Annotated in this window: 15 protein-coding genes; 6 read left to right on the top strand and 9 right to left on the bottom strand. The window is 46.9% G+C overall.

Annotation, left to right across the window (positions count from 1 at the left end; genetic code table 11):
• Window positions 1-2 precede the first annotated feature (2 nt).
• Both GWR56_RS14315 and GWR56_RS14310 read right to left on the bottom strand, forming a co-directional pair.
• The gene (locus GWR56_RS14315) at window positions 3-1,166 is read right to left on the bottom strand and encodes a glycoside hydrolase family 172 protein (RefSeq protein WP_162431909.1); all 1,164 of its coding nucleotides are present in this window, start codon (window positions 1,164-1,166) and stop codon (window positions 3-5) included.
• Window positions 1,167-1,213: 47 nt separating this feature from the next.
• Window positions 1,214-3,202, bottom strand: coding sequence for a glycoside hydrolase family 97 protein (locus GWR56_RS14310; protein ID WP_162431908.1), 1,989 nt, complete (start codon window positions 3,200-3,202; stop codon window positions 1,214-1,216).
• Window positions 3,203-3,696: 494 nt separating this feature from the next.
• Between GWR56_RS14310 and GWR56_RS14305 the strand changes: the two genes are divergently transcribed.
• A complete protein-coding gene (locus GWR56_RS14305) occupies window positions 3,697-5,016 on the top strand; it encodes a DEAD/DEAH box helicase (RefSeq protein WP_370463768.1) in 1,320 nt (439 codons plus the stop codon).
• Between the two features lie 142 nt (window positions 5,017-5,158).
• Here GWR56_RS14305 and GWR56_RS14300 read toward each other — a convergent pair whose 3' ends face one another.
• The 3 genes from GWR56_RS14300 to GWR56_RS14290 all read right to left on the bottom strand — a co-directional run bounded on the left by GWR56_RS14300 (window position 5,159) and on the right by GWR56_RS14290 (window position 6,659).
• Entirely contained in the window at window positions 5,159-5,383 is a 225-nt protein-coding gene (locus GWR56_RS14300) for a VF530 family DNA-binding protein (protein ID WP_162431907.1), read from the bottom strand.
• A gap of 22 nt (window positions 5,384-5,405) precedes the next feature.
• Window positions 5,406-6,065 carry a bifunctional 4-hydroxy-2-oxoglutarate aldolase/2-dehydro-3-deoxy-phosphogluconate aldolase gene (locus GWR56_RS14295; protein WP_238395242.1) on the bottom strand — a complete coding sequence of 220 codons (660 nt, stop codon included), beginning with the start codon at window positions 6,063-6,065 and terminating at the stop codon, window positions 5,406-5,408.
• 120 nt (window positions 6,066-6,185) lie between these two features.
• A complete protein-coding gene (locus GWR56_RS14290) occupies window positions 6,186-6,659 on the bottom strand; it encodes a DUF4920 domain-containing protein (RefSeq protein WP_162431905.1) in 474 nt (157 codons plus the stop codon).
• 237 nt (window positions 6,660-6,896) lie between these two features.
• On the opposite strand from GWR56_RS14290, the gene GWR56_RS14285 reads away from it, so the two are divergent.
• Window positions 6,897-7,121, top strand: a complete 225-nt coding sequence (locus tag GWR56_RS14285; protein ID WP_162431904.1) for a hypothetical protein — start codon at window positions 6,897-6,899, stop codon at window positions 7,119-7,121.
• Window positions 7,122-7,164: 43 nt separating this feature from the next.
• Here the strand turns inward: GWR56_RS14285 and GWR56_RS14280 are convergent, their stop codons facing one another.
• From GWR56_RS14280 to GWR56_RS14265, 4 genes are all read right to left on the bottom strand, one after another.
• Window positions 7,165-9,339: a TonB-dependent receptor domain-containing protein gene (locus GWR56_RS14280; RefSeq protein WP_162431903.1), complete on the bottom strand. Its 2,175-nt coding sequence runs from the start codon at window positions 9,337-9,339 to the stop codon at window positions 7,165-7,167.
• A gap of 62 nt (window positions 9,340-9,401) precedes the next feature.
• The gene (locus GWR56_RS14275; protein WP_162431902.1) at window positions 9,402-9,707 is read right to left on the bottom strand and encodes a hypothetical protein; all 306 of its coding nucleotides are present in this window, start codon (window positions 9,705-9,707) and stop codon (window positions 9,402-9,404) included.
• Between the two features lie 14 nt (window positions 9,708-9,721).
• Window positions 9,722-12,085 carry a GAF domain-containing protein gene (locus tag GWR56_RS14270; protein WP_162431901.1) on the bottom strand — a complete coding sequence of 788 codons (2,364 nt, stop codon included), beginning with the start codon at window positions 12,083-12,085 and terminating at the stop codon, window positions 9,722-9,724.
• A 140-nt stretch (window positions 12,086-12,225) separates the two neighbouring features.
• Window positions 12,226-12,843: a phosphatase PAP2 family protein gene (locus tag GWR56_RS14265; protein WP_304608922.1), complete on the bottom strand. Its 618-nt coding sequence runs from the start codon at window positions 12,841-12,843 to the stop codon at window positions 12,226-12,228.
• Window positions 12,844-12,964: 121 nt separating this feature from the next.
• Between GWR56_RS14265 and GWR56_RS14260 the strand changes: the two genes are divergently transcribed.
• The 4 genes from GWR56_RS14260 to GWR56_RS14245 all read left to right on the top strand — a co-directional run bounded on the left by GWR56_RS14260 (window position 12,965) and on the right by GWR56_RS14245 (window position 19,890).
• Complete coding sequence (locus GWR56_RS14260; RefSeq protein ID WP_162431900.1) at window positions 12,965-14,200, top strand: Pycsar system effector family protein; 1,236 nt, start codon at window positions 12,965-12,967, stop codon at window positions 14,198-14,200.
• A gap of 2 nt (window positions 14,201-14,202) precedes the next feature.
• The gene (ppk1, locus tag GWR56_RS14255; protein ID WP_162431899.1) at window positions 14,203-16,248 is read left to right on the top strand and encodes a polyphosphate kinase 1; all 2,046 of its coding nucleotides are present in this window, start codon (window positions 14,203-14,205) and stop codon (window positions 16,246-16,248) included.
• Entirely contained in the window at window positions 16,245-17,144 is a 900-nt protein-coding gene (locus GWR56_RS14250; protein WP_238395241.1) for an SdiA-regulated domain-containing protein, read from the top strand. The genes ppk1 and GWR56_RS14250 overlap by 4 nt, the downstream gene beginning before the upstream one ends.
• Before the next feature lie 178 nt (window positions 17,145-17,322).
• Window positions 17,323-19,890 (top strand): BamA/TamA family outer membrane protein, encoded by a 2,568-nt coding sequence (locus GWR56_RS14245; RefSeq protein ID WP_162431898.1) that lies wholly within the window; start codon window positions 17,323-17,325, stop codon window positions 19,888-19,890.
• Window positions 19,891-19,992: the final 102 nt, after the last annotated feature.

The following is a 19,992-nucleotide window of genomic DNA, read 5'->3' as shown; positions in this document are numbered from 1 at the left end:
TCTCAGTTTATCTCCAGTTCGTCTTTCGATGGCAGCTTAGGGAACGGCCCGTGCGGCCCGGTCTGGTACCAAAAAACCACCGAAGCAATATCATCCTGCAAGGGCAGATACCTGCCCCCGCTGCGCCATCCTAAGGCTTGTATGGTTACTTTTAAATTCTTCTCGAACCGTATGGGGTCGGTGATGTGCCAGCGGTACATGCCAAAGCGCTGCGCCACGTTATAATGCCCATCGCCGCGTATCACCTGGGGCAAACCGGTATAAGGGCCACTAAACTCCGTGTATTCAGTTCCTTCGCTGCCATCATCGCGCTTTTTACGGGTATCAAAATCATAAGATCCGCAAAAATAATCTTCGGTACCGGTGCCTATAATAGTTGGGTACTTGGTATCCCCATCCATAAAAAACTTGATCTCGCCTTCGCCCCACCAGCCGTTCTTGTTTGAACCATACGCCATGTAAGTACCAACGTACTGGCCTTTGCCTTGAATGCTATCCACCAATACATAATCCTTTTTATATGGCAGCGGGTTTATGCGCCTGAACTGGGCGTGAAAATAAGCGGCATCATCGGGTACTTTGGTCAGCGTATAATCAACCTGGTAGTACAGTACCATATCCTGGTCGTCGATATTTTCCATGGTGATGCGGCATTTTTTGCGGAACGGCATTGGCCAGTAACAGTTAAAGGCGCTGCCGGGGTTTACCACTACGGCCAGCGAGGTTACCGGCGCGTACTTGCCCCAGCCCATGCAAAAGAAATCGCCAACGGGCGACTCCACCGACGGCGTGGTTTCATCATCCCAATAAAAACGGATGATAGAATTGCGCCAGTTGCCGGTAGGCGTCATCCAGATATGCTGTATAGCGCCTTCGCCGTTAATTTCGGCAACGGTGTAGGTGGTGTGTTTTTTAATGATAACGCTCGGGCTCACCTTCCAGGTTGGGCCCAGGTCGCGCGAGGCCGCGGCGCCGGTGCCGGTAGTAGCCATGCCGCCTTTGCCCTTTTCACCGTTAAAATTTTCGGGGCTGATGGAGCGGCTCACCGCATCGGATGTGCGGTAAATGTTACCCAGGTTAGCATCTAAGCCATTAAACTTTTGCTGCGCGCGCGCAGTGATGCAAAGGATGCTGAGCAGCCCTGCTAATAAGAAAGTCTTCTTCATAATTGTAGGTTTAACGGTTAAAAGTAGTAAATATCTTTTTTACTGTATTAATAAGTATCGCGCTCTTTACCGGTTAGTTTTATTAAAAAGCCCCCGCCCGCCGCCATGTGTATGGGCAATTTATCTTTTTTGGTGAGGTGTTTGGTATCGATACTGTAATCTGATCCGTAATGATCGGCATTGACACCGTCTGTACAGATAACAGCATCGTAAGTTGCGCTGTCCAGCAAATCCAGATCAACACTGATATCCCTGGCATCGACAGTCATACCGGCTATAAACCATTGATTGCCCTTTTTACGGGCTGTTACAATGTAGCTGGCTACTTTTGCATCCAGGATGACGGTTTCGTCCCAAACGGTAGGCAGGCTGCCCAGCAGCTCCATAAATTTTGGCTCCAGGTATCCCTGCGACGGGTTGCCCGAAAATATTTGCAGCGGGTTATCGTACACTACAAACATGGCCAGCTGATTGCTTCGTGTGCCCTGGCTCATGGGGTTGCCTTTTTGCTGTATAAACCGGCCCTGAGCGGCATTATTGAGCAACCCGGGTTCGTAATCCATCGGCCCGGCCAGCATGCGGGTAAAGGGCAGCGTTAAATTATGCGCCGGCGTGGGCTTGTCCGACCAGATATTATATTCACTGCCCAGCACGCCTTCGCGGGTAATATTGTTCGGATAAGTGCGGTTAAAACCCTTTGGCGGGTAAGCGCCATGAAACATGGTCATGATATGCTTATCGGCACAGGCCTGTGTAATGCGTTTATAAAAATTAAGTACGGGCTGGTCGTCGCGGTCGATAAAATCGGTCATGATAAAATCCACCCCCCATTTTTGAAACTGTTTTAAGGCGCTGTCCAACTGGCGGTCCAGTGTCATGGATAGCGTCCACATGCTTAGCTTAACACCCTGCTTTTTGGCGTAGGCGGCAAGCGTATCCATGTTGATGGCCGGGTTTATCTTAAACAGGTCGTTGTTATCGCTCCACCCGGCATCCATCATTATCCGCTCGAAACCAAAGCGTTTGGCAAAATCAATATAGTATTTATACGATGCCGTGTTTAGCCCGGCCTTGAACGGCACATTAAAAAGATTGATATCTATGATCCATTCATCAGTGCTTTGGCCGGGGTGGATCCAGGATGTATCCTTAATTTTTGATGGTGAGGCCAGGCGGTAAACCAGGTCGTTACCCGGGAGTTCTTTATCCTGCCGGGCTATGATCATTACCCGCCACGGGAAACTTCGCGTGCCCTGTGTTGTTGCAATATAATTTGCACGCTCCGCTACAACCTTTTGCGGGTAATCGCCCGGTTGTACTCGCTCTTTTAGCGGGTATGGTGCAAAACTGGCCGTAAGGGTCGAAGCACTATTTCCACGCAGGAACATCCCCGGGTAATCATCAAGATCAGATTCGGTAAGGCCTACCTTAAAACCCTTGTCTAATGCTACCAGCACCGGCGAATACATAAAGCTATCTGCCGAAAGGCTATCCAGCGCCTTGTATGGGTACTGTTCTTCAAAACTGGTGTGGTACACATCCTGCCCCTCGCGCTTGTGAATGATGGGGGCATAAGCATGTGCCCCGGCGGGGAAACTGAATTTTGCGGTTTCGTCCTTTACCGTTATCTCATTTTTAAAACCGGTTGTTATGCGGTAGGCCACCCCATCGTTATAAACCCTGAAGATAACCCCGAAGCCGTTTTTAAACTGTATGGTCAACTCATTATAAACCTCGGGTATCTGTTTACGCTTATCGGGTACGGGCGCTGTTATCACCTCGTTTACCCGGCGGCGGCTCATGCTTTTAATCCGTAAGCCCTGCGATAGCTTTTGGCTGGTTAGCAGTTCCATATCAATTACCGATGGTAAAATGATACGTGTACCATCTGCATAAACTGTGTAGGTAAGCCCTTTTACAGTATTGATATCCACACGGATATTTTTATCGGGCGAATACAACTGTTGCTGCACCGTGGCGGCATAGCAGTTTGCAGCCGCAACGGTAATGAATAACACGAGGAACGATCTAAGCATACAATGTTAATTGGGTACTAACCCTGCGGCGGCCACGGGTAAACTAAATTAAAAATATAAAATGTAAACGCGTTAAAAAGCTATAGTTTAACATGATAGCAATGAACTGTTAACTCACCCTGTCGTTGCTTCGCTCGACCACCCTCTCTCCGCAAGCGGAAAGAGGGTTGGCACCTTTTTTACCCTCTCTGCTGCGCAAAGAGGGTCGACCAGCGCAGCGCAGTCGGGGTGAGTAAACTAAACGCCAAACCTACCGCCTCGTTTTTACCCACCCGGTCATCCCTTGCCCGACCACCCTTTCTCTCCGCAAACTGAAAGACGATAACGCCTTCCCCACCCTCTTTGCGCAGCAGAGAGGGTCGCGCACGCAGTGCCGCGGGGTGAGTCAACCGTACCCCAAACGCATTACTATTTATCCCATTTAACCCATACTGTTACAGTACCGCAAAAGCGGGATGGTTTTGGTATCTTTGCGCCTCTTTAATAATTAAAAAATGGTGTGGGCAGAGAAATTTAAGCTGAACAAACAGCTGGTACGGTCGGTAACCGAGGCAGGGTTTGCTACCCCGAAAGAAATACAGCTAAAAACACTTAACCGCATTATCGGCGGACAGGATGTTGTTGCCATTGGCCCCGGGGGATGCGGCAAAACCACGGTTTTGGTACTGGCTACCCTGAACCGTTTTAAGCATAGCGCCGATGGCGTACCCAAGGCGTTGATACTGGCCCCCGACCAGGAAAAGGTATTTGAGATACTGGCCCAGTTCGACCGTCTGAACCGGAACAAGTCTATCCGCATAGTAAGTTTGCACCCCGGACAAACCACAGAGCAAAACATGGACGACCTTGCCGACGGCGCTGATATTGTAGTAGCCACGCCTGAACGGGCCCGCGCCATTTATCTGAAACTTGGTTTGAACCTTAATAAGGTTGATTTTTTTGCCGTGGACGATGCGCAGCTTATAGTTAAGAAAGGCCTGCAACTACCTGTTGTTGAACTGGCTAACAGTATAGGTAAAGCCCAGCACCTGGTATTTACCGAAGTAATGCACGACAGGCTCGACAAGATGATAGCGCCCTTTATGGAATTACCCGCTACTATTGAGGTAGAGGAAACGCCCGAGGCCCAGTTGCCCGTACACCCGCAAATGCTATATCATGTTCCTAATTTCGGTACAAAACTAAATTTGCTTAATTTGTTTTTGTACGACGAGGAACTATTTACTAAAGTGATAGTTTTTGCCAATACCCGCCTCACTGCCGAAACCATTTATAAAAATCTTACTAATCGCCTGCGCAAAGCGGTTGCCATGGTAAACCCATTATCATTCGAGTATAATAAGGTTAATGATGTCAGCGAATTTAAAGCCGATAACAACCTGCGGGTGCTGATCGTAGCTAACGAGGGCACCGGTGATATCGATGTTACCGGGATTCCGTTCATTATTCATGTCGACCTGCCTGCTGAACAGGATGTTTACATTAAACATGTTGAAGATCATGAAGTTGACGCAGATGATGAAACCTTAGCTTTAACCTTTGCTACCGATCTTGAACTTGACCAGGTACGCCGCATTGAACAGGCAACCGGTCAAAAAATGCAAAAGGCCGACCTCCCCGAGGACCTGGTTATAGACAAAGACCGAAAACAAAAGGAAACCGAAAAGGAGCAGAAAAAGAAACCCGCCAAAGCCGACCCTAACCAATATGTTCCGGGCGAAGCCTTCCATCAAAAAAAGCCCGAGAACTCAAAAACCTACAACTATAGCTCGGGCACCAAGGCTAAAATGAACATGAAGAAAAAGCACGGGTAAACGTCCACCACATTCCCTCCCAACGGGAGGGGTGCGGCTGTCTGTGTAGTGGCAGGGAGGGGTTGAACGCCATACATTAAGGAACCCCTCCCTGCACCCTCCCGTTGGGAGGGAATCGCAGCAGCCACAGCTTTCGGTGCTATTATCCCATCTCCTTATAAAACTCAATATACAGGTCCTCTACCTTTTTGCGGGCCCAGGGGGTTTTACGCAGGAACTTAAGGCTGGAATTAATGCTGGGGTTATCCAAAAAACAATTTATACGTATGCGGTAGCCCATTTCGGCCCAGCCCAGGTGAGCCACTAAGGCGTTAAGGATGGCTTCTAAGGTTTTGCCGTGCAGCGGGTCTTTTGATATTTGCTCCATACTGCAAAAGTAGCGTTTCTTTTTACTTGCTTAGCTGTACCAGTTCAAGCGCCTTCAAGGTATCATTATATAATTGCGTGTACAGGCGTTTATCGAGTACATTACGACTAATAAGCTTGCTGCCCATGCCCACAGCGCACACGCCTGAGCGGAACCATTCGGCAATGTTACCAGCCTCAATCTCTACCCCGCCTGTGGGAATAAACAACTGCCCGGGGAATAACTCCCTGATAGACGTAATGAACGCGGGGCCAAGTATATTTGCCGGAAATATCTTTATCAGCCTTGCTTTGTAATGCTGGGCTACATGTATCTCGGTAGGGGTCATGCAGCCGGGGATCCAAAGCTTGTGGTAATTACCCGCAACCAGGGCTACCTCGGTATCCACCACCGGCGACACAATGAAATCGGCGCCCGCGTCAACAAACGCCTCGGCCTCCAGGCCGGTTTTTATGGTACCTGCACCCAGGTACATATCCGGCATATCTGTTGTTAACGCCTGTTTTAGCCTGTAAAAATTACTCAGCGCTTCCTTGCCACGGTTGGTGTATTCTACCACCCTGACACCCGCACTGTACATGGTACGAATTACCTCCAGGCTAACTTCGGCATCCTCGTAAAAGAACAAGGGCAGCATCCCCTGCGATAGAATGGCGTCAAGTACGGTCTCTATTTTATTCATCACTCAGACTTTGGCAGATGGGTGTATAACCAAATCAATGCGGTATACCTTACAAAGTAACAACAAAAAAGCCCGTAATTTCTTACGGGCTTTAGATAATATCGAAATTATGCGCTACGCTTATTTAACCACCAGCACACCATCCGCCATAATAGAAATATCTTTCTTTGGCTGGTTTATCATGGCTATTTCTTCTTTGCTTTTACCGGCATCAGCCGCGTAGTGCTTTAAACGCTCAACCGAGGTTTCCTTCATTTTGGCTTTGCCTTCAACCACTACGGTTTTGCCAACAATGTTTTGCGGCATAAAATAAGCGTAATCAGTAAACTGAACCATTATGGGCGCACCGTTAGCCTGCTGCAATTTCATAAAGCAGCCTTTTTTGGTACAAACTTCAACAACGGTACCCGTAATTTTGCCGTTGTAAACGCTATCGGTACTTAAGGTCTTATTCAAAGCGTCGGTGTTTACAGCGTTATCTGCTGTAACGGTTTTGCCGTAAGTTACGCCTGCTTCCGCAGGTTTAATAGTGCTTTGCGCAAAGGTAACGGTGCTTAAAGCTGCACATATCGCAAATAAAATTAATTTCTTCATATCAAGGGTTTTAGATTTTTCTACAACAAAACTAACACTTTATTTTTATTTACCGGTAATAGCCAATAATTAGCCCATAAATTCGCTATTCACATTAATTTTTTGTTTATATAAATCCTATGAAAACCTGATTATAAACTAATTAAAATTTATATTTCGTTTAAGTTAAATTCAATCATAGCTATGTTTATATGTTCGGCACAAAAAATGATATACCTTTTGAAACAAGATATCATCATGAGCTCAGCATTTGTAAAAGAAGGTGAAAACCAGTGGCTGCACGAGATCGGCCCATCTATGAACGCGTTGCTTGTTTTCCTGCAACGGGAAAACGGCGGATTAAGAATTTACGAGCGTAAGAACTATTACAACGCCACCGAAGGCCGCGATGTTTACCAGATGAGCGACGGCCTCAGCTACGCCAAAAACGACGAGGGCAAGTGGTACATTGTGTGGGATTAATTGTACCCTTGCCCCGCCGTTTTAAAATATTCCTGTTAGGTAATCAAAGCTTCAGCTTAATGCCCCCATTTACTACAAACCCGTCAAGCGGCGCGTAAATATCCCTGAAAACAGGATTGCTGATACTGCCGGTGTAAATACTGTCGAAACGGGTTTGGCGGGTATCTGTCAGGTTTTCGAAATTAATAAACACAGAAAAACGCTCCCAGATCCGTTCGGCCATTATACCGGTGGTCCAATAGGCTTTGCCTGTGGTACCGTCATTTAGTTTTTGCCTGCTAAAATAATAGGCCTCCGCCCCTATTTTCCACTTCTCGGCTATTTCGTACATCAGCACATTGTTCAACCTGTGTTTTGATACCAATGCGTATGGGCTTATGTTATTACCGGTATGCTGGCTTACATCTGCCAGTGTGTAGCCCACAAATAGCTTAAGATCGCCATAGGTAAGCTTAATATTCGTTTCCAGGCCCCTGGTGTTCAAATCGCCTGGCGGTTGCATGTACTGCAGGTTACCGTTTGCCAGCTGTGTAAGTAATATCGGGCGCTCTATCCGCGTATAAAAAAACAGCTGGTTTATGCTAAAGCTGCCCTGGCCGTTAAATATGGGCGTGCGGTAGTTGATATCGTAATTAGCGCCATACGAACGCTCGGCCCGGGTGTTAGCTACATCCAGCGGTAAAACGTTCCTGAACTGTATCCGCTCGGCATCCTCGGTAAATACGTTTGGCCCTTTATAGCCCAGGCCACCGCCCAAACGCGTTGACAAACGCGGGTTTATTTTCCATAAGCCTGATATGCGCGGCAAAAGCATAAAGCCGTACCGGTTATGATAGTCGCCCCGCAGGCCACTCTCTAAAGTAAAAGCCGCGCTTATATCCCAGGTGTTTTGAATAAACGCGCCGATGGTGTTATTGGTGTAACTCCGCAGCGGAAACGAACTGTACCTGTTCTCGTTAAAATCGTCCGTCAGGAAGTTAAGGCCCGCTACCCAGTCAACTTTGCCGGTACTGCGCGTATAATTGGCTTCGGTGTAGGTTGATGTTTGCCCGCCTGAAAAACGGTAGTCAGGCAGGTTAATGGTCCGGTCAAAATAACTCACGCTGTTCTTCATTATCAGTTTGGCGCTGCCACCCAATTTATGCACCAGTTCAGCCTGTGTGCTGTAACGGCCTGTTTTATTTTCTTCAAAATACGAATGCAGGACATCGCCATCGCCTTCAATATAGTGCAGGTCGCCCCCTATCCTGTTCTCCACGGTAGCGTTAATACCTGCGGTAAGGGTAGTGTTATCGTTAAAATAAAAAAACAGCTTAGGATTGAGTGTAAACCTGTTGAATTTCGGGATAGCCGTGAGGTCAATATCCGAAGGATCATATGCGCTGCCATGGTTGTAGGCCGCATATACTGTTGAGCCTATTTTGTTGAACTTTTGCGCGTAAAAGATGCTGGCATCAAGCCCGCATGCCGAAGTGCCGTTTAGCAGTACATTCAGCTGCCTTTCGTCCGTCGGCGTTTTTGATACCAGGTTTACCAGCCCGGCTATAGCGCCGCCGCCGTACAAGGTAGACGATGAACCTTTTACCACTTCAACCTGTTTCAGGTCGAGCGGGGCCACCTGCAACAACCCCAAACCGCCCGAAAAACCGGAGTATAGCGGGAACCCGTCGCGAATGATCTGCGTGTATTTACCGTCGAGCCCCTGGATGCGGATACTGGAATTACCGCTTGTGGCCGAAGTTTGCTGGGTTTGTATGCCCGTGCTTTCGGCCAGCACCATGCGTATATCGCCGGGCTTCATGTTGCTCTTCTCGTCAAGTTCCTCGCCCGATATTACCTCCACACGGGTTGGGATATTGGCGATGGTGCGGCTGCTGCGCGTGGTGGATACTACCACTTCGTTAAGTTCATTCTCCCGGGGATGAAGCAATATTTCTAAAGGCTGTGTTTGCTTCAGCGGGAAAACGATAGTATCCTGGCGTGTTATATATCCGATGTAGTTAAACCTGATAAGCTGCTTACCATCAGCGATTTTGATGAGTGTTACTAAACCTGTGGTATCGGTAGTTGCACCTATTGTTGTACCCGGTACCGATGCTGTGGCGCCAATAAGCGGCTGTTTGGTTTGGGCGTCCTTAAGTATGGCAGTAAATGTATTTTGTGAAAATGCCGCAGCAGTATAAAGTACCGCCGCAAAAAGCACGAATAGTTTTTTCATTGAAAATGTTGTAGTTAAAATAATACCTGTGAATGACCCCATACGGGGGGACTTGTAGCGTATTATCCTAATTTAGGCGGCTGCCAGATAGATGACGATATCTCTTTTACCTCCGGCTGCTGATAAGGCGTATAAACCTGCGCTGCCCTGGCTGCAAAAAACAGGAGCGTTGCTGAAACCGGCTTTGTAACGGTAAAGCCTGCGCAAGTGCCGCAACTAAAAAACGGCGAACACCCCGCACAGCTTTTAGCTTTGCTTTTAGCTGCCTGTTCTGTTTTTGCAATAGCATCGCAATCGCTATCTGTGCAGCAAGGCTTTACTGCCAGATACACAACAACAAACGCGAACAGGATGCAAAGTAGTTTCATCACCGCAAAAGTAATTAAAAAACCGTGTTTTTGGCAGCCTGCTGCATTTCGGCATAGCTGTAAAATTTACGAAGGGGTAAGCTGTTATTGTACAATATTTTAACGCGCATGGCTTTAAGTCCGGATACACCCTGCAGGTCCTCTATACTTAGCATTTCTACTTCTTCGTCAAACAGGTGCTTGGCCTGCAAAAAGCGGATATAGTTGCGGTACTCGGCCTCTTCCTCATGGTTCGAGTAAACGATCGTGATCTTCCCTACGGCGGTAAGCCGGTCGGTTGTTCCTTTTATAAAGGCTTTATCAATGCGTTTTTTTACGATCTCGAACCGTGCGTTGTAGGTGCCGTCCACATCAAAGCGTTTCTCATCCATCCTAAAGCGGATAGACATTGGAAGGCTAAACGCCAGGATCAGCGAGGTAACATCAAGCGGGTATGGCAGGCTGCTTTTCAGAAAATGGTGTTCAAGTTCCATCTCGCACAGTACCTGTAGCTGCCATAAACGCAGATTGTATAAATAACTGATATCAAATTTTTTAGACGGGGCAATTGCAGCGCCTATATACAGGTTATGCTCAATACCATCGGTTTTAAAACGCTCGTAATAATGCGGGAATACGGCCTGCGCCTCTGCCTGGGCCCTATCCAGCAGCAGCGCCATCTTTTCGTTGATGAGTGCAACGGTTGTTTCGTATTTACGACGGTGCTGATGAAAATCGCCGTTCTTGTCCGCCCGTTCAAAGTACATGGCTATCGCGGCGTTATCAGTCCCGGCGTCCCTCAAAATCGGGTGTAGCTGCATTTCCAGGTAGTTTTGAATAAACTGCTCAGTATCGGCACGCAGCGAGGTTTGAACATCCATCACCAGTTCCTGCAAATTTCTTATATTTTGTTCCAGGCCGGCATCGTTACTTGTAGCGCGCAACTGCTCAACAAGCGGTATAAGCGCCGTTAACTGGTCTTTAAGATCAAGCTGTACGCTATAATTACGGGTTTCTGACGAGCCTTTGATATCAATTTGCCCGTACAGCGGGTACACATCCTGAAAGGTCACTTCCTTTAAAGCATAATCTTTTTTAAGCCCGCGGTATTTAATAAATTTTACCGCTTCTTTTTTAAACTTCCAGTAAACGCTTGGGTGTATGGTAGTATACTCGTTTTGTATAAGCGCCTGTATCTGGTTTTGCATATAACTGTACTGCCTGTCTATAGTGTCGGTAATGTAAGGCATTACTATTTCCAGTTGGTTGGCGTTAATACTGTTTAACTCACCAACGCGGCATGATACCAGTTCAATTATACCCAGTAAGTGTCCGTTCTTTACCACGGGGGCCAATATCAAACTATTAATACCCTGCGCCAGAAAGCGCTGCGCCATCATATTGCCGGGGCTCTCCAGCAAAAACGCGGAAACATCTGATACCGCGAAGTAAGCTTTTTCTTCCACCACCTTAACCAGCGAGTTTACGCAAAAGGCGTCGAAGCACTCCTCTTCTACATTATCAGGCAGCAGGTAACTTTTAAGGTTGGGGTTAAACGTGGCAATACTGAAGGTGTTTTCAGCATCGTTGAAAGACGTAAACCCGATATCCATATCGGGTATTTTGTATATCGACCGGAATACATCAAGGATATTATCCTTTAAATTATTACTATAAGTTGCACCCAGCAGCGTTCCCTTTAGCGCCGATACCGCATTCTCTACCGTAGCATCAAAAAGGCTCACGATGGCAAAGCCTTTTAATATCCAGCTGTTCTTGGGGAAGTATTTTTTCCAAAGATCAAGGTCGTGGTAATTATCGCGCAGCAGCTCTATATCTGCGGCGGTAATTTCAGGTGCCCCCGGTGCGGGCATCAGGTCCATAAAATCTGCGTTATATAAAATGCGGTAATGTTTCATTATCCCCCGCGCATCCGGGATATCATAAAACCACGGCCTGGAAAAATTGAAACTGGTACCGTAAAACTCATTCAATATAATGCAGCAGGTACTAACGTATACCTGGTGTTCGGTAAAATCGCGTATGTTAATATCAAATGCCGAACCCGCCGCAGCAAGTATGTTTTGCAGCCGTTGTGTTTGGTTAAAAAGCACATCCTGAAAAGGTACCGTAATGGCCTTTATCTCGTTAAGCGTAAGTGCCTCAGGGAAAATATCGGCGGTTAGGCGTTTAATGAGAGCAGCATGCTTAACCAGCTGGTCGGTATCGGTGATCCCTTCCCTCAACTCGGGATAGGGTTCTATTTCATGCAGTATTTCCCGCGCCATGGCCGACCGCATACCGTTGTTTAAAGCGGCTTGCTCTTCCAGTTTCGCTATCAGTAAATGAAACGAGATGCGTATCTGGAACGGACTATCGGCAAAGGGTTTAAGATTCATTGTGTAATGGCCTCACCTGCTTCCTCGTCAAAAGGGAGGAATTGAGTAAGGCTTCAAATTTAATTATTATATTAATTGTTGGTGCATACTGCATTATTTATGACTTTGGCAAGAAAGTGCCGCAATTACTTTTTTTAAACCTACCAGCGTTTTACCGGCTGTAACAGTAATGCTGTGCCTGTACCCAGCGCTGCACCGGCGGCAACGTCGGTAGGATAATGCACCCCCAAATACATGCGCGAGTAACCAACCGAACCGGCCCACAAAAATGATGGCGCGATAACATACCATTTAGGGTATGCGTTTGATAAAGACATTGCCGTAGAAAAAGCGGTAGAAGTATGCCCCGAAGGGAACGACGTACCGCCGGCCATATAAACCGGTACAATATTTATGTTTTGCACAAACGGCCGTGGCCGCTTTATCAAGTGCTTTAACAATAACATTACTCCCACTGATATGGCGGTGCTGCTTGCCACATAAGCCGAATTTTGGCGCATTTGCTTATCGTTGCTGATGATACCGCCTGCCAGCAAGGCAACGGGCACACCTACGTTAACATATTTGGACGTATTGGATAAAAACAGCATTACGCCCGTTTGTTCGGGCGTGCGGTGCGCGGCAAGGCTTATCATCACTCTGTCATCAAACTGTTGAATTTGCGATTGGGCCGACACCTTTACAGCAAACGGCACAGCCGTAAAAAGCTGTATTGCAGCAAAAAAAGCCACAAAGTATTTATTAAAGCCGAGTTTCATGAATACGCTGGTAAATATTTAATTTTACTTTTATACCAAAGTAAATAATATTTACGGTTGTAAAGGTCAGTAACTGGTAATAAAAGCCAGCGGCTGTTTTCCGCTCATCTAAACACACATCATGAAATACCCCGAACTACTGCGCCAGATAAGGGAATACGCATTGGCGTACCACAAAACCCACGCTGATGCCAAACTGGTATACCACGATAAGGCCCACACCGAAGGCATGGTGGCTGCAGCCGCGCAAATTGGCAACCACTACCAGCTAACCGACCGCGACTTTTTTATTGTGCAGGCCGCAGCCTGGTTTCACGACCTGGGGTACATGGTAGATATTGCGCATCACGAGGCCCAGAGCGCAGTGCTTGCCGAAAATTTTTTGCGCAAACACGATGCCGATGAGGCGGATATTGAACAGATAAAAACCTGCATACTGGCTACGCAAATGCCGCAAAACCCCGTTACGTTGTTAGATAAAATTGTTTGTGATGCTGATCTTTTCCATTTAGGTACAGATGATTTTTTTAACACCGATAAGCGCCTTTTAAAGGAAATAAGGGCCTTGTACCATAAAGATATAAGTAAAACAGAGTGGCGCCGTAAAAGCCTTAAGTTTTTAGAGGATCACCGGTATCATACCGATTACTGCCAGGTATTGCTTAGCAGCGGCAAACAAGCTAATATACAGGCGTTGAAAAGTAAAATAGCAGCCGCCGAACAAAAAGAAGCCCAAAAGCCTGCCGAAACGATGCAAGAAGCAACTTCAACGCCAACCATTGCTGCTGATGAGGAAAAGAAAAAAAAAGCGGACCGGCCGGATAAAGGTATCGAGACCATGTTCAGAATAAGCAGTGGCAACCACCAGCGTTTGAGCGATATGGCCGATAACAAAGCGCACATCATGATTACGGTCAACTCCATTATCCTATCGGCTATTATCAGTTTGCTGCTGCGCAAACTTACCGAATATGAATACCTTATCATCCCAACGTTTATATTATTATCCATTAGCCTGCTGGCCATGACGTTCTCAATACTGGCTACACGGCCGTCTATCCCCCCGGGTATTTTTCAACGCGCAGATGTTGACGAAAAGCGCGTAAACCTGCTGTTTTTTGGAAATTTTTATAAAATGCCGTTGGAAGATTATACCTATGGCATGGTAAAAATGATGGACGACAAAGATTTTTTATACGGCAGCCTGATCAAAGATGTGTACGCGCAAGGAGTAGTATTGGGTAAAAAATACCGTTTACTGCGCGTGGCTTATAACATTTTCATGTTCGGGCTTATTGCCGCGGTTATCGCGTTCATCATCGCATCAACCGTGTATAACAGTAAAGGGCATCACTAAGTATGGTAAACGCCAAATACTTTAACAGGGATATCAGCTGGCTTACCTTTAACCGCCGCGTACTGGAAGAGGCCGCATCGCCTGCAGTTCCGCTGGTAGAGCGTATCAGGTTCCTGGCTATCTATTCTTCCAACCTCGATGAATTTTACAGGGTGCGGTTCCCGGTGCTACGCGCCCTTAAAAACATTGGCCGCAACAGCAATACGATAGATGCCGGCGAGCAGGAAAATATTTTGCAGCAGGTTGGCAACATGATACTGCAGCAGCAGGTGCGTTACGGCAAATTGTTAACCACCCAAATTATACCCGAACTAAAAGCCGACAATATTACGCTGCTATACAACACGGATTTACCCGAGGATTTGAAGAATGACCTGTCGGATTATTTCCTGTCGCAGGTGCTGGCATTTTTGCAGCCGGTGGTTTTAGATGAGGATACCTCCTTCTTCCCCGAAAACAATAAACTGTATTTTATTATTCAGCTGCGCGATGCGGATGATGCTGAAAAACTGGTAGTGCTGAACATCCCCTCGGATGAGCTGCCAAGGTTCTTTACTACCCGCCGGGGTAGTGAACAATTCATCGTTTTTTTGGATGACGTTATTCGGTTTAACCTGGAAAAAACTTTAAAAAATTCAAGAATTTTCGGGTGTTTCAGCATCAAAATAACCCGCGATGCCGAACTTGACCTGAAGGATGAATATCCGGGAGAACTGTCTGAACAGATAGAAAAACAATTGCAAAAAAGGGATAACGGCCTGGCCACCCGGTTGCTTTACCAGGCAGATATGCCCCTGCGCATATTGCAGCAGGTAACGCAGCAGTTGGGGCTGCAAAATGCAAGCACGGTTGAAGGCGGGCGATATCATAACCTCAAAGACCTGTACAGCATACCCATAAACTCCCCTGCCCTGCTATATGATAAATGGCCGCCCATTAGCTTAGCAATACCTAATAATGATCCCCTGGTATCGGCAATAGCCAATGGAGACTTGCTGGTAAATACGCCCTATCAATCCTACAACACTATACTGCGTTTTTTTAACGAGGCAGCCATTAACCCTGATGTAGAGGAGATTAACATTACGCTTTACCGCGTGGCCAGCGATTCAAAAATTGTGAACGCCCTTATCAGCGCGGCCAAAAAAGGCAAACGGGTAAGGGTGGTTGTTGAGTTAAAGGCCCGGTTTGATGAAGCCAATAACCTTAAATGGGCCAAAAAAATGAAGAATGCCGGCGTGCAGATCATTTATAGCGTTACCGCCTTAAAGGTGCATGCTAAAATCGCCCTTGTTAAAACCCGCAAAGGCGACCGCATAAGCTACTCCGGCTTGTTGGCTACCGGCAACTTTAATGAAGGCACCGCCCGTTTCTATACCGATCATATATTGCTGACCACCAACCCGGATATACTTCGCGAGGTGGAATTGCTGTTCATTTTCCTGGCCAGGCGCGAAAAACCGTCGGCGGATAACCAGATCAAATTCAACCACTTACTGGTGGCCGGTTTTAACCTGCAAAACGGTTTTATTGCCTTGATAGACCGCGAAATCGCCTTTGCAAAACAAGGACTGCCTGCTAATATTACGATCAAAATGAATAACCTGGAAGAGAAGGTGATGATCAACAAACTTTATGAAGCATCAGAGGCCGGAGTTAACATACAGCTAATCATCCGCGGCATTTGCTGCCTGGTACCGGGCGTAGAAGGCATGAGCAGCAACATCACCATTAAGCGTATTGTGGACCGCTACCTGGAGCACGGCCGGGTATTCATTTTTAACAATAACGGCAAACCAGAGGTTTTTATGGGCTCGGCCGATTGGATGAACCGCAATATATACCACCGCATCGAAGTTTGCTTCCCTGTTTACGACGAAGCTATAAAACAGCAAATTATCAACCTGGTTGATCTTCAGTTAAATGACAATGTACAGGCGGTAGAGATAGATGCGCATCTGGATCAGGTAAAGCCCCAAACAAAGCGCCCCCTTGTGCAATCGCAACGGGCTATTTATCAATACCTAACCCATAATACCGCAATATGAAAACAGCTATCATCATTACTTTATTGTGTATCGGCATTGCGGGTACTTCGTGCAGCCAGGGTGGTAAAAAAAATACGGCTGATAATAACTTGCATAGCAAAACCGCTGCAGGTGGCACAAGCCCCGCCGGTTATGATCTTTCCAGCCCTGTTAAATACACCATGCCTGCAGACTTGCTGGAAATATCGGGCATTGCTTTTGACAATGGCGACAACAGTACCCTGTACGCCGAGCAGGACGAGGACGGCAGGATATTTTACTTCCGCCCCGGCGATGATAAAGTTAACCAGGTAAAATTCGGCAAAGCCGGCGATTATGAGGATGTAGCCATATTGAATAACCAGGCGGTGCTATTGCGCAGCGACGGCAGCCTGTTCAGTTTTCCGCTATCGGAAGTAAAAGCCGGAGAGGTAAAAAGCGTAAAGGAATTTAAAAAGCTACTGCCTAAGGGCGAATACGAAGGTTTACACGCGGATGGGGACAAGTTATATGCGCTTTGTAAACAATGCGCGGGTGCGGATCATAATAAAGAATGCAACGGTTATATATTAAATTTAGCTGCCGACGGCAACATAACCCAAAGCGGCATTTTCACCATTGATGTGCAAAAAATTGCCGCGCTGATAGGTAAAATGAAATTGAAATTCCACCCATCAGCGTTAGCGAAAAGCCCCGTAACCAAACAGTGGTATGTGCTATCGTCGGTAAATAAATTACTGGTAGTGCTCGATAGCCAATGGAACGCCCTGCAAGCCTATCCGCTAAGCGGCAAAACATTTTTACAACCCGAAGGCATGGCCTTTGATAAACAGGGCAACCTTTATATTTCGAACGAGGGAGATAAAATTACAAATGGCAATGTGTTGCTGTTTAAATACAAAAAAGGCGAAAGGTAAATGCTGAAAGAAAAAGTGATTGTGCGATTTCCTCCCGTTGGGAAGGTGCAGGGAGGGGTTTATTAAAGCGGACTGACCCCTCCCTGCCTTTGCACACATGCCAGCCGCACCCCTCCCTAAGAGAGGGAACTGAACGCTTTTTTGACATTTAGGGTTTAGGATTTAGAATTTCAAGAAGATGCTTAAAAAACTACTTATCATAATCATAATATTTCCGGTGGCGGTACTAAGTTCGAACGCACAGGTTGCGGCCCCTAAGGCTGTTTTTCGCGATAGCATGGTGGTTAGCGTGCATTCCAAATATGATAAGGTAAGTGGCATCCACCGCTGGTTTTTTGGCAAAAATTACCGTAAAGAATGGGCTACACCGGTAAAATTGCCGGTGATACGCATTTCTGAGATCTACGGCGGCCTTACCCCCGAAAAAGCAGGCGGGGGTATGCAGTCTAAATCGTTACGGTTAAAAGATAAGAGCGGCAAAGAGTGGGTACTGCGAAGCGTTGAAAAAACACCAGACAAGCTTTTGCCGCCGGCTTTGCGCCAAACCTTCGCGGTAGACTGGCTGGACGATGCCTTGAGTGGCCAGCACCCGTTCTCGGCGCTGGTTGTACCGCCCTTAGCTGCCGCAGCGGGCGTACCGCATGCCAACCCGGTTATCGGGATCGTAGCCGACGACCCTACCCTTGGCGAATACAGAAAAACGTTCGCCAACCTGGTATGCCTGCTGGAAGAACGCGAACCGATAGGCGAATCGGATAATTCTATCAAAATGTTAGAGAACCTGGTGAAGGACAATGATAACATTTTTGATGGCGAAGCATTCCTGCGCGCCCGCATGCTCGACTTGTTATTGGGCGATTGGGACCGCCACGAGGATCAGTGGCGCTGGGCCGAAACAAAAAAAGGCAAGGGTAGCGCTTATGTAGGCGTCCCGCGCGACCGCGACCAGGTGTTTCACCTGGAACAGGGCTTGTTCCCGGATATCGCAGCTTTGCCATATATAAACCCTGCTTTAGGCGATTTTACTGAAGAGCCGAACTATAAATACGGTGTTTTTAAAACCCGTTTTATAAACCCCTATCCCAACGCGCAGATGAGCCACGCTAACTGGATGCGTATTGCTAACGAATTTGTAGCCGCGGAAACCGATGCCGTACTGGAAGAAGGTTTACGCCGCCTGCCCGGTGATACCTATAAAATGGGTCACGATGTTTTGCTGGCTAAACTAAAGGCCCGCCGGGCCGCCATACCGGCAACCATGGATAAGTACTATCGGTTTATTTACCGCATTGCCGATATACGCCTGAGCGATAAGAACGAAAAAGTAGTAATAACCGGCATGCCCGATAAAAGCCTGTGGATACAGGTTAATAAGATAAATAAGGATGGCGAAGTAAAGGACACTATCATGTCGGTGGTTTACAATTCGGAATACACCAAAGAAATAAGGCTTTATACATCCGCCGGCGATGACCATATAACCGTCAACAACAGTACTTCGCCTATAGATTTACGCCTTATAGGCAGCGGCGGCGATAAAGTTTACACCGTAACGCGGTCGATAAATAAAATACGTCTGTACGATACCAAAACCGCAAAGTTTGAAGGCATGACCGATAGGCTAAGCAAGCACTTAAGCTCGGACACCAGTAACACCCATTTTGTGCGTACCAACCCTTATAATATATGGATGCCGCTGGCTACAGCCGCTTTAAACTCCGACGACGGCTTTTTGCTTGGGCTGGGTTTTAAATACACCAAAAACGATGGTTTCCGTAAACTTCCGTACACCAGTTCGCAGCAGCTTATGCTTACACACGCTTTTGCTACCGACGCCTTTCGCATTAATTACAAAGGGGAATGGATAGAAGCTATTGGCAAGGCAGACTTTACGCTGCAGGTTAATGCACAGGCGCCTGATAACACAGTAAACTTTTTTGGCGTGGGCAACAATACAACGTTAAACAAGCAACAGCCAAATTACCGCAGGTTTTACCGCACCCGGTTTGATACCTACCAGGTTGACCCTGCACTGCGCTGGCATACCGATACCAATAGCACCATTAGCGTTGGTCCTTCGTTCCAGTATTATCGTATGGACATAAGCGATAACGCGGACCGGCTTATCAGCAACAGTTCGCTTATCGGATCGTACGATAGCCTTACCGCTAATAAAGACAAAGCGCACCTGGGTTTTGCGGTTAACTTTAACAGCAACAACCGCATTGGCGGCGTTTTACCTACCGGCGGCTATTACATTAATATTGATTTGCAGGGTTACAAAGGGCTAAACAATTATTCCGAAAGCTTTATACAGTTGCGGCCCGAGTTTTCCTTTTACCAGAAACTTACAGATAACGGCGCGGTGGTATTATCAGACCGTATTGGCGGCGGCATAAGCTTAGGTAAGCCGGCCTTTTACCAATCGATGTTTTTAGGCGGGCAAGGAAATTTGCTTGGCTACCTGCAATATCGATTTGCGGGCAAGCACATGATATATAATAACCTGCAAGGCCGGGTTAAGCTTTTCAACATAGCGAGTTATATTATACCCGGGCAATTGGGATTGAGCGGCTTTTATGATACCGGCCGTGTTTGGGCCGACGAAGATAAGTCTGACAAATGGCACCACGGTATTGGCGGCGGGTTGTACTTTTCACCTGCCGGGCTCACCATATTACAGGTTTTAGCAGGACATTCTGACGAAGGATGGTATCCATATATATCACTAAACTTCCGGATCTGACATTTGTCAAATCCGTATCTAGCCAAATAAATGCACACTTGTGTGTAAAATATACACTATATTATTTTACATACCATTTAGCTATAAATACATGTGTAAATC

The sequence above is a fragment of the Mucilaginibacter sp. 14171R-50 genome, from assembly GCF_010093045.1.
Lineage (GTDB): Bacteria > Bacteroidota > Bacteroidia > Sphingobacteriales > Sphingobacteriaceae > Mucilaginibacter.
This window is presented reverse-complemented; position numbering and strand designations above follow the sequence as displayed.

Excerpts from the sequence above, each read along its gene's own strand:
- GWR56_RS14305 (WP_370463768.1), top strand. The coding sequence starts at position 3,697 with ATGGTGTGGGCAGAGAAATTTAAGCTGAACAAACAGCTGGTACGGTCG.
- GWR56_RS14275 (WP_162431902.1), bottom strand. The coding sequence starts at position 9,707 with ATGAAACTACTTTGCATCCTGTTCGCGTTTGTTGTTGTGTATCTGGCA.
- GWR56_RS14285 (WP_162431904.1), top strand. The coding sequence starts at position 6,897 with ATGAGCTCAGCATTTGTAAAAGAAGGTGAAAACCAGTGGCTGCACGAG.
- GWR56_RS14245 (WP_162431898.1), top strand. The coding sequence starts at position 17,323 with ATGCTTAAAAAACTACTTATCATAATCATAATATTTCCGGTGGCGGTA.
- GWR56_RS14260 (WP_162431900.1), top strand. The coding sequence starts at position 12,965 with ATGAAATACCCCGAACTACTGCGCCAGATAAGGGAATACGCATTGGCG.
- GWR56_RS14280 (WP_162431903.1), bottom strand. The coding sequence starts at position 9,339 with ATGAAAAAACTATTCGTGCTTTTTGCGGCGGTACTTTATACTGCTGCG.
- GWR56_RS14315 (WP_162431909.1), bottom strand. The coding sequence starts at position 1,166 with ATGAAGAAGACTTTCTTATTAGCAGGGCTGCTCAGCATCCTTTGCATC.
- GWR56_RS14310 (WP_162431908.1), bottom strand. The coding sequence starts at position 3,202 with ATGCTTAGATCGTTCCTCGTGTTATTCATTACCGTTGCGGCTGCAAAC.
- GWR56_RS14250 (WP_238395241.1), top strand. The coding sequence starts at position 16,245 with ATGAAAACAGCTATCATCATTACTTTATTGTGTATCGGCATTGCGGGT.
- GWR56_RS14300 (WP_162431907.1), bottom strand. The coding sequence starts at position 5,383 with ATGGAGCAAATATCAAAAGACCCGCTGCACGGCAAAACCTTAGAAGCC.
- GWR56_RS14265 (WP_304608922.1), bottom strand. The coding sequence starts at position 12,843 with ATGAAACTCGGCTTTAATAAATACTTTGTGGCTTTTTTTGCTGCAATA.
- ppk1 (WP_162431899.1), top strand. The coding sequence starts at position 14,203 with ATGGTAAACGCCAAATACTTTAACAGGGATATCAGCTGGCTTACCTTT.
- GWR56_RS14295 (WP_238395242.1), bottom strand. The coding sequence starts at position 6,065 with ATGAATAAAATAGAGACCGTACTTGACGCCATTCTATCGCAGGGGATG.
- GWR56_RS14270 (WP_162431901.1), bottom strand. The coding sequence starts at position 12,085 with ATGAATCTTAAACCCTTTGCCGATAGTCCGTTCCAGATACGCATCTCG.
- GWR56_RS14290 (WP_162431905.1), bottom strand. The coding sequence starts at position 6,659 with ATGAAGAAATTAATTTTATTTGCGATATGTGCAGCTTTAAGCACCGTT.